The 14260-nt window shown below is 43.7% G+C and carries 10 protein-coding genes; 5 read left to right on the top strand and 5 right to left on the bottom strand.

Annotated features, from left to right (window positions below):
- Positions 1 to 453 precede the first annotated feature (453 nt).
- The 3 genes from DFP79_RS08370 to DFP79_RS08360 all read left to right on the top strand — a co-directional run bounded on the left by DFP79_RS08370 (position 454) and on the right by DFP79_RS08360 (position 5967).
- A complete protein-coding gene (locus tag DFP79_RS08370) occupies positions 454 to 1362 on the top strand; it encodes a LysR family transcriptional regulator (RefSeq protein WP_133503494.1) in 909 nt (302 codons plus the stop codon).
- Positions 1363 to 1618: 256 nt separating this feature from the next.
- On the top strand, positions 1619 to 3520 hold the full coding sequence (locus DFP79_RS08365) for an amylosucrase (protein WP_133503493.1): 1902 nt from the start codon (positions 1619 to 1621) through the stop codon (positions 3518 to 3520).
- A 290-nt stretch (positions 3521 to 3810) separates the two neighbouring features.
- The gene (locus DFP79_RS08360; RefSeq protein WP_133503492.1) at positions 3811 to 5967 is read left to right on the top strand and encodes a sensor domain-containing protein; all 2157 of its coding nucleotides are present in this window, start codon (positions 3811 to 3813) and stop codon (positions 5965 to 5967) included.
- On the opposite strand, the gene DFP79_RS08355 is transcribed toward DFP79_RS08360, so the two are convergent.
- From DFP79_RS08355 to DFP79_RS08340, 4 genes are read right to left on the bottom strand one after another with little or no spacing between them, the layout of a single operon-like run.
- Entirely contained in the window at positions 5964 to 6752 is a 789-nt protein-coding gene (locus DFP79_RS08355; RefSeq protein WP_133503491.1) for a heme ABC transporter ATP-binding protein, read from the bottom strand. The two genes, DFP79_RS08360 and DFP79_RS08355, sit on opposite strands and share 4 nt — an antisense overlap.
- The gene (locus DFP79_RS08350; protein ID WP_133503489.1) at positions 6745 to 7782 is read right to left on the bottom strand and encodes a FecCD family ABC transporter permease; all 1038 of its coding nucleotides are present in this window, start codon (positions 7780 to 7782) and stop codon (positions 6745 to 6747) included. Before DFP79_RS08350 ends, DFP79_RS08355 begins: the two co-directional genes overlap by 8 nt.
- Positions 7779 to 8624 (bottom strand): heme/hemin ABC transporter substrate-binding protein, encoded by an 846-nt coding sequence (locus DFP79_RS08345; protein ID WP_133503488.1) that lies wholly within the window; start codon positions 8622 to 8624, stop codon positions 7779 to 7781. Before DFP79_RS08345 ends, DFP79_RS08350 begins: the two co-directional genes overlap by 4 nt.
- On the bottom strand, positions 8624 to 9712 hold the full coding sequence (locus tag DFP79_RS08340) for a hemin-degrading factor (protein ID WP_133503487.1): 1089 nt from the start codon (positions 9710 to 9712) through the stop codon (positions 8624 to 8626). The genes DFP79_RS08345 and DFP79_RS08340 overlap by 1 nt, the downstream gene beginning before the upstream one ends.
- A gap of 95 nt (positions 9713 to 9807) precedes the next feature.
- Here DFP79_RS08340 and DFP79_RS08335 point away from each other — a divergent pair, with 95 nt between their 5' ends.
- Positions 9808 to 11739: a TonB-dependent receptor plug domain-containing protein gene (locus DFP79_RS08335; protein ID WP_133503485.1), complete on the top strand. Its 1932-nt coding sequence runs from the start codon at positions 9808 to 9810 to the stop codon at positions 11737 to 11739.
- A 20-nt stretch (positions 11740 to 11759) separates the two neighbouring features.
- Positions 11760 to 12896: an HmuY family protein gene (locus DFP79_RS08330; protein ID WP_133503483.1), complete on the top strand. Its 1137-nt coding sequence runs from the start codon at positions 11760 to 11762 to the stop codon at positions 12894 to 12896.
- A gap of 131 nt (positions 12897 to 13027) precedes the next feature.
- On the opposite strand, the gene DFP79_RS08325 is transcribed toward DFP79_RS08330, so the two are convergent.
- Positions 13028 to 14257, bottom strand: coding sequence for a M20 family metallopeptidase (locus DFP79_RS08325; protein ID WP_133503481.1), 1230 nt, complete (start codon positions 14255 to 14257; stop codon positions 13028 to 13030).
- Positions 14258 to 14260: the final 3 nt, after the last annotated feature.

Raw genomic sequence — 14260 nt, 5'->3', positions numbered from 1 at the left:
TAACAAAGCCCCCTTTTTCTTTGATATCTATACTCGCTATCGTTTCGTTCACCTTTCCAGCACTATGACTCAAATAGCATTACGATTTGCTCACATTGCTAACCATGGGTTGCATATGAGGAGCAAAAATTCTAACTTGTTCTCTGCAATGTGTACGTTTGTTCAAAATATTTTAATAAGAATAGGTAATTAGTGTGAACGAATCCGAATATAAGTTTTTTCTTCCCCTTTGGCGTAGAGTCGCTGTTACCCTTTTTTGTGCGGGTTGGAGTATTTTAGAGTGGGTTAACGGCAACACACTCTGGGGGTTCATTTTTGTTGGGCTTACGATTTATTGTATTTGGAAGTATCTCTACACATTTGACCAAAACGCGCCCATGGAATAGCGAGGGCTGTGTCGTCATGTATTTCTAAAACTACAATGACAAACCATTTGTAAGTAGGCGAATAAGCATGAAAAAAAGCTTAGGTCAGGTTAGTGATACCGACCTCAGAACACTTCGAATCTATCGCACCGTTGTTGAATGTGGCGGGTTCGCCGCAGCAGAGGTAGAGCTCAGCATTTCTCGCGCAGCCATAAGTATTGCGATGTCTGATTTGGAAACAAGGCTAGGGTTTAAACTGTGTCAGCGTGGTAGAGCAGGTTTCTCACTGACGACCGAAGGGCAAAAAGTATACGATTATTCGCTTCAACTGCTTTCTTCTATTGAAAACTTTCGGACCCAAGTTAACGCTCTCAACTCTAACCTAAAGGGAGAGCTCAATATTGGAATCACGGACAATTTGGTGACCATGCCCCACATGAAAGTCACCAATGCGCTTGCGCGGTTAAAAGACAAAGGCTCTGAAATCACGATCAATATCCGTATGATTCCACCCACTGACATCGAACGTGGCCTGCTTGACGGGCACCTCCATATTGGGATTGTGCCCAACCTAAAAGCCATTGCAGGTTTGGATTATCATTCGTTATACGATGAGCGCTCACAATTGTACTGCAGTAATTCACATCCCTTGTTTGACTGTACGGAAGAAGAACAGTTAGACATTAAAATGTCTGATTATGATGCGGTGGTGCCTGCATACGCACAAACAGCAGACATAAAAACCAAACTGCAATCACTCAATGCAAAAGCAACCGCTACAGATCGTGAAGGCATTGCGTTTTTACTTTTGACCGGAAAGTTCCTTGGCTATCTTCCAGATCATTACGCACAAGGCTGGGTTAACAATGGGCAAATGAGAAGTCTCTCTCCCAACACGTTTTGCTACCACACCAAAATTTCGGCGGTGACTCGGACAAACGGCACAAACAATCTGATTCTTAACACTTTTCTAGAAGAGCTTCAGCTTGAAAAATAGTGCCTTTCAGCATAAGAAAAAATTAAGATAATATTAAAATAATATTTCATTGACCCACCCAGTTAACTGCATTAGTTTTTCTTTTTAGAGTCAAAGATAGGTACAGACTGTCTCCTTTGATTCTATGTAAGTGTCGATAAAGGATCACGACGCATTCTTCAGATCGATAACCCAACTATACTTGTCACGAATTCTCGCCTTAGTTCGTCAGTATGTAACAAAAAAAATAATATATGTTCGTAGGGTAGTCCTTAGTATGAATATCTCTTTTGAAGCTCAAAAAACGCTAAAACGTATTACTGACGAGCTAGATTTAAGTCACCTCAAACCCAAACAAAAATCCAGCTTTATAAATGGAATTGAACAAGGATTTGAACCTCTCTTTACCCAGTTGTTCCCTCTCTATGGTGAAAGATACGATCTCCATTTTCATCTAAGAACGCTGTTTCAAGCATTCGCCGATTTTTCTACAAAACGTCGACCTGCAAAAATAAAAGAGAATGACCCAAATTGGTTTAAATCCAATAAAAATGTGGGAATTGCGGTTTACGTTGATCAAATTGCAGATGATTTACAATCGTTGATCGATAAGGTTCCTTACTTCAAAGAGTTGGGTGTTAACTATGTGCATCTCATGCCGCTCTACCTTGCCCCAGAAGGCAACAGCGACGGCGGCTATGCGATTTCGGATTACCGAACCGTTGCGCCAAATTTAGGTACAAATAAAGATCTGAAAGAGCTCGCTGCCGCGTTACATAAAAATGGCATTCGCATGGTATTGGATTTTGTCTTTAACCATACCTCTGACGAACACAAATGGGCCGTTGAAGCTCAGAATGGCGACCAGACATACCAAGATTATTACTACTTAATGAACGGTCATGAAGCAAACGAATACAATCAGACTGTGCGTGAAATCTTTCCGCAAATACGCCGTGGAAGCTTTACCTATCTTCCAAAATTAGACCAACATGTATGGACGACTTTTAATTCGTTTCAATGGGATCTCAATTATAAAAATCCCGCCGTATTTGTTGCTGTTGTTGAAGAGATGTTGCACCTGATTTTAAACGGTTGCGATGTCTTACGATTAGACGCGCTCGCGTTTGTTTGGAAAGAAAAATGGACGGTGTGCGAGAACTTACCGAAAGCACACAATCTGATAAAAGCATTCAAAGCGTGTTTGGATATCGCGGCACCGGAAGTTGTGTTCAAATCCGAAGCCATTGTTCACCCCGATGAAGTAAACAAATACATCGGTTCCGACGAATGTACGCTTTCTTATAATCCGCTGACGATGGCACTTTTGTGGGAAAGTCTTGCGACCCGAAAAACGCCGTTACTGTATTCGTCTATGGAGCGCAGTTTTAGCATTCCACAGGATACCGCATGGATTAACTACATTCGTTGCCATGACGATATTGGTTGGCTTTGGGATGATGAAGTATCCGGGCGTATTGGCGTAGATGGATTCGACCATCGTTTATTCCTTAATCAGTTTTATACTGGCAAATTTGAAGGTTCTTTTGCCGCTGGCGTACCTTTTCAGGAAAACCCTACAACTGGAGACTGTCGAGTTTGCGGCACACTGGCATCGCTTGCTGGCGTTGAAAGCGCGGTTGAATCGGGTAACGATCTGCTGCTAGATCATGCATTACAACGAGTGAAATTGCTCAATGGCATTAACTTTAGCCTGCCAGGTATCCCACTGCTCTATCAAGGCGACGATTTAGGCGTGCTCAATGACAGCAGCTACCTTCAAGACCCGAATAAAAAAGACGACAGCCGCTGGGTACAACGCAAGAAATTAACCGCATCCGATTTTTCTGCCGCTGAGGACGAGACAACACCTCAAGGAAAGATTGCCAAGCTGATTCGTGGCATGATTCAAGTTCGTCAAGAAAACCTTATTTTTGCGGCTGAAGATTTTGAATTAATCCATTTAAACTCTGAGCATCTTTTTGGTTTTATTAGAAAGTCGGGCGACCAACGGTTATTAACCATTGCGAATTTCAGTGAACATCCTATTTTTCTGGATGGGCCTTTGTCTCGTTACCTTCACTGTGAACAAGCGAAAGATTTACTGACCAATCAAGTCATACACCTTAATGATTTAACGGTCATTGAACCCTTAAATGTTCACTGGTTAGTCAGTTAAGAAAGCGGCGCTTGCGCCGTTTTCATTGCGTTATTCCTCGCTCTATTAAAACAGTTTGTGTTTCTGTGAACAGCGCCCTAACTTAGGGCCGCTGTTCACAGAAACACAACATAAAAACGCTCTTTTTACGATTAGAACTCACAAAAACGGCCTATTTAAAGGTACTCAACGCAATCACAATACCTTAGACTAAAAGTCAGGATTAAAATATTACTAAGATTTTTTTCATCAGGTAGGTAGGGATTCTTACCTTTTTCGCCCCGTAAACGAGATTTTATTAAGGCACCTGTATGACGACATCGTGGATTCCTCTATTGGGTTATATTTTAAGTGTATTGCTCGCTCTGGCTTTTATCAGCCTATGGCTAAAGACACATTACAATCGCAAGCTTCAATCTTTACCCTCATTACAAAGTGCCTTCGGTATACCAAACACGCCAGTTTGTATTACCACGCTTGAAGGTACCATCAAATTTTGCAACCAAGAGTTTGCTCGTTTACTCGATAGCAAAGTTAATTCACTCGTTGGCGTTTCAATTAACCAACTACAAAAAAACGCAGCTCTCACTTCTTTTATCCGTCAGATTGACATAAGCAATGTTCAATCTGCCCACGAGTATGAAGTTTGGTTTAGCGATAAAGATCACTCAGAGCCACAATGTTTCTCCATTCATTCAACTCCTATTTTTCAAGGGGTTATCTATATCGCTCAACCCGTTACTCATTTTAAAGAGAAAGAAAATGCGTTAGTAGAGGCCGACGCGAGGATGAACGAGGCCCTCAAAGTAACCAATATTGGGGTTTGGGAGTGGGATATTGAAAAGGATGTGTGGTTCGCAACACCGTCCTACTTTACGATGCTAGGATACAGCCCAGTGGAAGGCTTAGCCGATCGGCAAAAAGAGTTGGAAAAAGTTCACCCAGACGACAGGGAATCCGTACTTGCCGCAATAAAAAGTGTGCTTAATGGTGAGCAAAAATCCTATCATTATCAGTGCAAAATTCGTCACGCCAATGGCGAATACAAATGGGTTGGCGTTCGCTGTACCGTGACGGAAATTGGAGAAGACGCAAAACCATCCCGAATGCTCGGCGTCCGAATAGACATTGATGCATTAAAAAGAACGCAACAACAAGTTGAATGGCTTGCTAAGCACGATTCACTAACACAGCTTCCTAACAGAACCTCGCTATTCGACTATTTTCAGCACTGTCTCGACAAAGGAACCACTAAAATGGCGCTTCTTTTCGTTGACCTTGACCGATTCAAAAATGTAAATGATACGTTAGGTCATCGAATTGGCGATCAATTGTTAGTTGCGGCTGCCAAACGAATGCAGTCTGTTGTTAATCAAGACTCCTACGTCGTCCGCCAAGGTGGCGATGAGTTCATCATATTATGCCCAGCCGCGTCTGCATCAGAAGCTGAATCATTGGCAACACAAGTAAGAACCACCCTCTCGGAACGTTACCAACTGGAACAACATCAGCTTATTGTCACGCCGTCTATCGGTATCAGTTTATATCCCCAAGACGGAAAAGATTTAGATACCTTGTATAAGCGAGCAGACACGGCAATGTACAGCGCTAAACATAATGGTCGAAATCGCTATGCGAGGTTTACGCAGGAGATGCAAGCGCACTCCACTAGAGTTCTTCTTATTGAAAATGCCTTACGCTCCGCGCTTGAAAACGATGAGTTCACGCTTCACTATCAACCCCAATTCTGCCTTGCGAATAAAAAGTTGGTCGCCGCAGAAGCGTTATTACGATGGAACAGTGTGTCTTTAGGTAAAATTTCTCCTGCTGAGTTTATTCCCATTGCTGAAGACAGCGGTCAAATCGTTGCGATTGGTGAGTGGGTAATCAAGGAATCCATTCGACAAATACAACAATGGAAAGAATTAGGGTATCCCGCGCTAAAAGTCGCGATTAATTTGTCTTATGCCCAATTTCAAGAACCTAACTTAGCGCCGTTCATTACCGATACGCTTCAAGCTCACCAAGTGTCTCCTAAGCTTTTAGAGCTTGAGCTGACTGAGCGCATCGCCATGGATGACCCTGAAAGCGCGACGGATGTCATAAACACCTTCCATAAACTTGGGCTAGAAACCTCCATTGATGATTTTGGTACGGGCTATTCATCACTGAGCTATTTGCAAAAACTGCCTGTGTATAAATTAAAAGTGGATCAATCGTTTATTCGAAATATGATCAATGACAAAAATAACCTCGCTATCGTCAGCGCAATTATCGCGTTAGCAAAAAAGCTGGGGATGAGCACCATTGCAGAGGGCGTTGAGACCCTAGAACAATTGGAAAAAATCACGGCGCTTGGGTGTGACGAAGTTCAGGGATACCTTTTAGGCCATCCCGTTCCTCCAGATGAATTCGAGCAACACCATTTTTCTCACTTTTCCGATATTCATCAAAGAAAAATGGGCTAGTCCACCGCATTAACTGCGGCAGCGATAACGTTCCACTGACCTTCAGGATGCCCTATGGAGACTGCGTTCAATCCATAGGCTTCTTTTACTATATTAGGCGTTAATACCTCCGCTGTTGAACGGTCCATAAACAATTTTCCTTCCTTTAACAAAACGACTCGATCACAATATTGAGCGGCTAAGTTAATGTCATGAACAATGGCGATGATCCCTAATTTCTCAGACTTAAGCTTGGCTAAAAGTTTAAAAACCGTATGTTGGTGTGCAGGGTCTAAACTCGATGTGCATTCATCTAAAAACAGGTATCGCTCACTCTCCTCGCTGGACAATATCTGATTTAATACGCGAGCCAGCTGAACTCGCTGTTTTTCGCCTCCTGACATGGAGGGGAATTCCCGTTCACTGAGCAATGCAGCGTCTACGAGCGAGAGCATTTCTAGTGCGATCGACCGCTCTTTTTCCCTCGTATATTGAGGGAACGGCGTTCTACCCATGGCAACCACTTCCCACGCTTTAAATGGAAAGCTTAATGTACTGTGCTGTGGCATCACGGCTCTTAACATCGCGAGTTTCCGCTTTTTATATTCCGATATTTCTATATCGTTTAACTTAATGCTTCCGTCGTTTGGTGTCTGATCTGCACTGAGTAATGACAAAAGCGAAGATTTCCCCGCGCCATTGGCCCCCATCACGGCAACAAATTCATTGGACGTAATAGACACCGAAATATCGTCTAAAATTTTCTTATTATTAAGCGCTAACGACACACTACTTGCTTCAATCAAAACTCAGTTTTCCTCGATTAAAACGGATAATTAGCCATAAAAAGAATGGTCCTCCCATTAATGCGGTGATTATTCCGACAGGAAGTTCCGCAGGTGCGGCGACCGTTCGAGCAATCAAGTCAGCGACCAGCATAAGGGTGGCGCCAAACAAGCCGCTGTACGGCAATAACCAGCGATGATCAGGGCCAAAACTTAGCCTAACAAGGTGAGGAACAACGAGGCCGAAAAAACCAATCACGCCTGATACAGCAACGCTTGCTCCAACACACATGGCAGCGAGCACAAAAATAAGCTTTCGTATCAGTGATATAGGAACACCAAGGTGACCTGCAACATTTTCGCCAAGCAAGAGAACATTTAGCCACTTTCCTAACATTGGAAGAGCCACAATACCGACCAAGATCCATGGTAGCGCCATATGAATCGAGGACCACTGCGTTCCAGAAAAACTTCCGAGCGTCCAAAATGTCAGTGTTCTGAGTTCTGCGTCATCTGCCATGTAGGTAAATAACCCAATGCCGGAAAGACATAAAGACTGTATCGCGATCCCGGCTAAAATCATCGTCGAGGTTCTATTTCCAGAGCTAAAAGAGCCAATCAGATAAATAATCCACGTAACGCTAACACCTCCTAGAAATGCCGCCAGAGGCAGTGCAAAAAAACGAAGAGGTTCAAACACATAAACTAAAACAGTGTCTCCCATCACAATAATAGCAACTGCAAAAAATGCAGCGCCGCTCGAAACGCCAATTAAGCCCGGGTCAGCTAACGGGTTGCGAAAGACGCCTTGGATGGCTGCGCCAGACATCGAAAGTGACGCTCCGACCAGAGCAGCAAGCAATGTTCGGGTTAAGCGAATCTCCCCTAATACCAATTCAATATGGTTAGGTAGCCTTTCATCTTGAGACAACCAAAGACCAAATTGAGCAAGGGAAATAGAAACAGGTCCAATCATCATCGATAGAGTCATGGCTATGGCCAGCGCAAACATCAGGACCATCAACCAGAAATACGGGCGATTGGTCGTCATTTATTCAATAGCCATTCTTGCAAAGCCAATACAGATTGCCCTGTATTTGAGCCAAAATTAAGTAGATTAAGCGAATCAACATTGAAAACACGATCATGCTTAACCGCATCGGTTAGGCGAATTGCAGGGTTCGCTTTAATCTTGTCTATTGAGAGCTTACTGTGAAAAACAAGAATGACATCCGGGTTCGCTAGAAGGGCTGATTCAGGAGTAAGCGCTTTGTAACCGCTAACGTCTGCGAAAGCATTATCCAAGCCTGCAATGTCTAAAATGCCCGCTGCTCTCGTGCCTTTTCCTGAGACCATAAAACCGCGCTCGCCACTGTCCATTACAAACATCACTTTGTAATGCTCAGGATAGACCATAATATTTTCATTAATCTTGGAAAACTCTCCAGCTACTTTCTGTTCTAGTAACACGGCCTCATCTGTCAAATTCAGAATACGACCGATTTGAGCAATTTTGCTCTGTATGCCAGCAAAGGTATAAGCATTATCGACGTTTTCAACACGCACTTTCGCTCGTTCAACCTGAGATAAAACGGACGGCGGCCCAGCGTCAGAGGTTGTAATAAGAATGTCTGGATTTAACGAGAGCAACCCTTCAGATGATAAGGCTCGCATGTATCCAACAACCGGAAGAGAACGCACTTCTGGAATAAAAAGACTCGTAGAATCCACTCCGACAATTCGATCTGTCGCCCCCAGCTCAACGGCAATTTCGGTCACGCCGCCATCGACGGTAATAATTCGCTGGCCGTCCACTGAGGAACCTTGAGCGATCACTTGCGGTACGCATAAAGACCCTAAACAGATCGCAACAATAAAACGTAGCGCCTTCATTACACTCGCTCCACCGTTTCAGAGAACTTTCGGCGTGCCATGCATTCATTTACTAGAAGGCTCCAGTCCTCTCTTTCTGCCTGCCCTTCCACACGCTTTCCAAAGATTTGAATAATAAGCTGGCCTGATTGATCAAAGGCTTCTATTGAAGACACTATTCCAGTATGTCCAGAACGCTTAACAGCCCACGTTTGCGCGATCAAATCGGTATTGAGATGAAGATTGAAATTCGGATCCAAGACGTTATACCACTTCCCCATCCGAACTAACTTAGTATTGATTGCGGTATGAATTTGAACAACGCCCGCATTTTGGACAAATTCGATCGTCGGAATATTTGCCTGACTCGCCTGAGATAAAACATATTCAATACACTCATTGTCGAGCTGAGTGGCATATTCGTCCCCGACCAGACTAAAGGCTTGGTGTCGCGGGATTTTCAAAGCACGCAAAATACCATTGAACTGATGAACGTCTTTTAAATTATCCCAACTTTCTTTGAGCTTTTTCGTGTCTGGATCAGGATTATTTACAGGTAACTCACGCTGACTAAGCGGTGTTAAATCAGCTAAGAGACTTTGATCGGATCCAGTATATTCTTCAACAAGACGATGCCAATCGATAAGGTTCGTTTTTTCAACCGCATACACTTTAATAATAGCGACACCAAACTCATCAAAGACTTGTAAACTTCTTCTGTCGTTATCAGTCACTGAGTAAATGAATTTCCATTTATTAAAAAAAGCCCGTATGTCTTGCTCACCCAAAAACAACCCAACAGGTGACGACGATTCTTCATACGAACGATAGCGCCCTGTCACTTCATGAACGCATGCATCATTTCGAACCAAGCTCATAACGCTACCTAATCCATTCAATTTGGACGCGAGTTGCTTGGGAGTGATATCCAATAACAGAACGCCCTTTCCCTGCATGGTTTGTAATAGCTCCAGCTCGGAAACATCCAATTTTTCGGCAGCGTCTCTTATTCTCAATTTAGGCTCATCCGTAAGCAAATTTTCCCATCGTTCTGTTAGTTGATCATATGAATTGCTTGTTAGTTGATCGCCGCCATCAAGACCGAACATAGATTTCTCCACTTTAGTTTCTATTGATCTTTCAAAAAATTAATAGTTAAATGTAAACGATTCTTACTTTTATTTACAATAGTTTTTATATTAGAATGAAAAAAATACTCGGCATTGCCTTACTTTTATGCTCAGACATTTTGCTTGCAGACGACAAATCGGTACTGCTTGATACGCTTGTCGTGACGGGAACAAAGACAGAAAAAACCGTCGCAGATTCTCCCGTCGCAGTGAACGTCGTTACAAAAGAAGATATTTTGGCATCTAACGCTACGTCTGTAGCAGAAGCCATAGAAGCGCTTCCCGGCTTGAGGCTAAAAGAAATACATGGGCAAGGCGGAGATGAGCTGGTCATGCAAGGAATGACAGGCAACCATATTCTTGTGCTGAAAGACGGAGCACCCATCCATAATTTTGGCATATCCGGTTCCAACTTAAGCAGAATCAATATAAGCGATGTTCAGCGTATTGAAATCGTTCCGGGTAACGCGTCCGTACTTTACGGCAGCTCTGCAATGGGTGGAGTCGTGAACATCATTACCAACACTCCAAAAGAGGAATGGCTGTCACTAACAACGACGATAAAACAAAATCAAGACGACAAATACACGCCGTCTGAATCCGTTTTTCAAGTCGACAACGGTTTAAAACTTGATAACTGGACTTTGGCAAGTCAGTGGCAATTCCGAAATCGTCAACCGTACGATACACCGCCAACCGACAATTCTGAAGACATCGCCCAACTGATCGCTGCCGATGTAAATGAAAAACTGACCTATCGACACACGAAAAAAACGTACTCGGATCTCTGGTTTTCTTTAGTTCGTGAAGACACAGACCGCGAATATGACGAACAAAGTCCAGGCTCCGTTTTACGAGAAACGCAACAACGTAACTACCGTTCACAAGAGTTGGGGTATCGCTACAAAGGGAACAATTGGGATGTTTCAGTTAAAGGGAACTCAGCCTCACTTACCAGTGAGACTGACAACCTAAAAACCGTAAATTATTTAGATGAGAGCCGTTTAACGGATTCTGACAGCCTATTACTACAAGCAAATAAAACCTTCATTACGGAAAATCACGATATCACCTCTGGTATTTCCATTAGCCAAATCGGCATCGAACAGACCTTAACGGAAACACAGCTGTCTGCCACCACTGCAAAAACCGAAGTAGACAATACCATCAAGGGGACGGAGTTTTTCATACAAGACGATTGGTATGTAACAGACGAATTGGAGTTAGTCAGCGGCATAAGAACTCAGTGGGACAGTGGTTTTGGCCAACAAACCGTGCCAAACATAGCAGTTCGATGGGGTGTTTCGCCCGATCTATTCATTAGAAGCAGCGCAGGTCTCGGTTACCGAGTTCCAAATATAAAAGAACGTTACTATCACTTCGATCACAGCAGCAGCGGCTATGAAGTTATCGGGAATCCAGATTTAGAACCAGAGGTCGCAAAATCCCTTAACGTTGAGTTGAGCTATAAAGATTTAACGGTTCAAACTTTCTATAAAGACATCACAAATCTTATTGATACCAGTCTTGACGAAAGTATCGAGAACGGTCTCGATACCTATCTCTACAGCAATATAAATTCTGCATTGATTTACGGAGCGTCGATTGGCATAAGCCATAAAATTAACAAGGTTCAGCTGAGCGCGAACTATCAATGGACGAAAACAAAAGATCAAGATACAGGGTTACAGCTTGATCACCGCCCGACACATATCGCCAGCCTAAAGGTCAAGCGCCCTATTCGCTTGCCTCACATTAAAAGCAGCAATGTCAGCCTTTCTGCTCAATATACTGGCGAGCAATTTTATGATGCTGAGAAGAATGAGAAATCTCAAGGTTATCTTCTTCTCAATGCCAATCTTTCAATGCACTTCAACGACCAATGGTCAGCAAGCTTTTCAGGAAAGAACCTAAGTGACGTCAAAAATGAGCCGGATATTGACTATGACTTGCGTCCGATGATTGGTCGACAGTGGATGTTAACGCTTTCATATACCCCCTATTAACAAACCGTGAGGAACCTAGAATGACACCGTCTAAATTTATCCTGCTTTTGCCTCTTTTGGCTTTTTTAGCAGGCTGCGACTCAAGCAACGATTCCGATGAAAGTAATACTACCTCCAACGCAGCGTCGTCTAGCGCAACCGACACTGAGACAACCTTAGAAAATATTAATGCAACGAATGGCTGGGCCTATGTCAATTTAGCATCCAAAAGCATCGTTCAGTCTTCGGACACATGGCACATTGCATTTAACGCCACATCCACCATGACCAATACCGATACTGTTACTAATGCAATAATTGCATCTCAATCTGACTTTTACAGCGACGGCAGCGCAAACAGTAGCGTATTTACAAACGCCACCGCCTCTTCCGAGTTGGAGCATCTTACGGCAACCTATGATTTAACGGACAGCAGTTATACCTTTGCCACTGACACACTTACGACTGCCATTAACTCTGGCACGACTAAATGGGCAAATTACAACAGTACGACACGCGCTTATGACGCGAATTCCGATGCGTGGTGGGTGATACGAAACAGCACCGCAGATGCATTTGCAAAGTTAAATGCAACGAGTATTTCCTACACGGATTATGACAGCACAACGCATCAGGTAAGCGGTGTTAGCATCTCCTTAAACTTCTACATTCAAAGCGCGACGGACAGTGGATTTTCAACCGCTGTCACCACTTGGAGTCCATCTTCTACAAGCGATTCGGGTGCCTTTATCAAATGTTATGACATTGATTCAACAGCTGAAGTAGATTGCTCAGCAGACGGTTGGGACATCAAAGCGGACATAGACTACAACAGCTATAAGTTTAATTTACTGCTTAACAGTGGAGTAAGTGGAAGTGGTTCGGCAGGCGCTTCAACATCCTACGATGCGAACGGGGTGAATGCCATTGCATCAGGCAGCGACATTAATAGTCGATCCTTTGTGACCGACACAATGAGCAACGTCTACACCGATGATGCAACACAATGGTATGAATATAATTTAACCAACCAACACAAAATTTGGCCAAATTATCGCGTATATGCCGTTAAAGTCGCTAACGACGCCACGTATTTAATGCAAATCACAAACTACTACAACACCACTGATGGCACTACTGGACGTTATATATCCATTCGCTATCATGCTGTAGAGTAACGTCAAGCGCCAAGCCATCTAATAAAATAGATGGCTTGGCGTTGCAAGATTACCTAAATCCTATTCCCAAAAACGCTGTTGATGAAATACTTCCTATAAAGACAGGTTAATAGGTCTTAATACGAGAGCAATCAAAGCAACAATATACTTTTCGCAACGGCCTGTGTTCGCTGTACAAACGTATCCAGCAAACAATACTCATCTTCTGTGTGCATTTTCGCCCCCACAGGACCCGTTCCGCATAAGGTGGGCACGCCCATAGACGAAGTAAAACCCGCATCAGAACAACCGCCCGTAAACTCACCCTCAACAGAAAAACCAACAGAGTTTGCCTGACGTTGATAATGCGCCAAGACGGCGTCACTCATTGACGCTTCAAAGGGCTGAAATTCTGACAAGGTTTTTATCGTTGCGACGGCACCTTCGATCACTGGCGTTTCAATAATGGCATTAATTTGGGCTTTGGCTTCTTCGCCTTGTTCTAGTGTAATAAAGCGAAGATCAAGACGTGCCGTTGCCGTCGGAGCGACAGTATTTGAAGACATCCCACCACTGATAAGACCTATGTTCGTGGTGATGCCTTTGTCATAATCGGTCAATGCATGTAACGATGTTACGAGTTGAGCCAATGCACCAATTGCACTGATACCATCCGCATGGTTTACGCCCGAATGAGCCGCCCTTCCAGTCACTTGGATTTCGAAGCTCGCCCCCCCTTTACGCGCCGACACCACATTTCCACTGATGCGTCCGGGCTCAGCGTTAAAAACGGCTTTCGCTCCGGCTACACGGTCACGAATAACAAAGCGCCCTTCTGGTGAGCCAATCTCCTCGTCTCCAGTAAACAGGCCAATGACAGGAGACGGCAGCTGTTGAATGTCGCTGGTTTTTAATAAATGTTGCAAACCTTTCAATACAAAACAATTCAGCACCAACCCAGATTTCATATCCGCAACGCCGGGGCCAAAAGCTTTCATGCCATCTCGAGTGAATCGTCGAGTTTCCAATGTGCCTTTGGGGAATACCGTATCACGATGGCCCATCACAAAAATCGCAGGGGCGTTGGCATTTGTTTCAGTCATCCCAACTTGGGCTTCTAAGACATCTCCTGAGTTTTCTAGAGTATGCCAAGTACAAGCAATGCCGTCTTCCACCAGCCAAGATTCCATCAACTTTCCGGCTTCATCAACGCCTGTTTTGTCATAACTATTAGAATCAACATTTACCAGCGCTTCAAGGCAATTAATCATCGCGTCTTCTTGCGTTGCAATCCAATCACAAAGCAAATCGGCGTAGCTGTCTAGCTCAGATGTTAATCTTGATGTCATGTTATTAACTTGCCTACTAACAACCTTATCCATGAA

The sequence above is a fragment of the Marinomonas balearica genome, assembly GCF_004362145.1.
GTDB classification, from domain to species: domain Bacteria; phylum Pseudomonadota; class Gammaproteobacteria; order Pseudomonadales; family Marinomonadaceae; genus Marinomonas; species Marinomonas balearica.
Note: the sequence above shows the minus strand (reverse complement) of the source record. Positions and strands in the feature narration are given on the sequence as shown.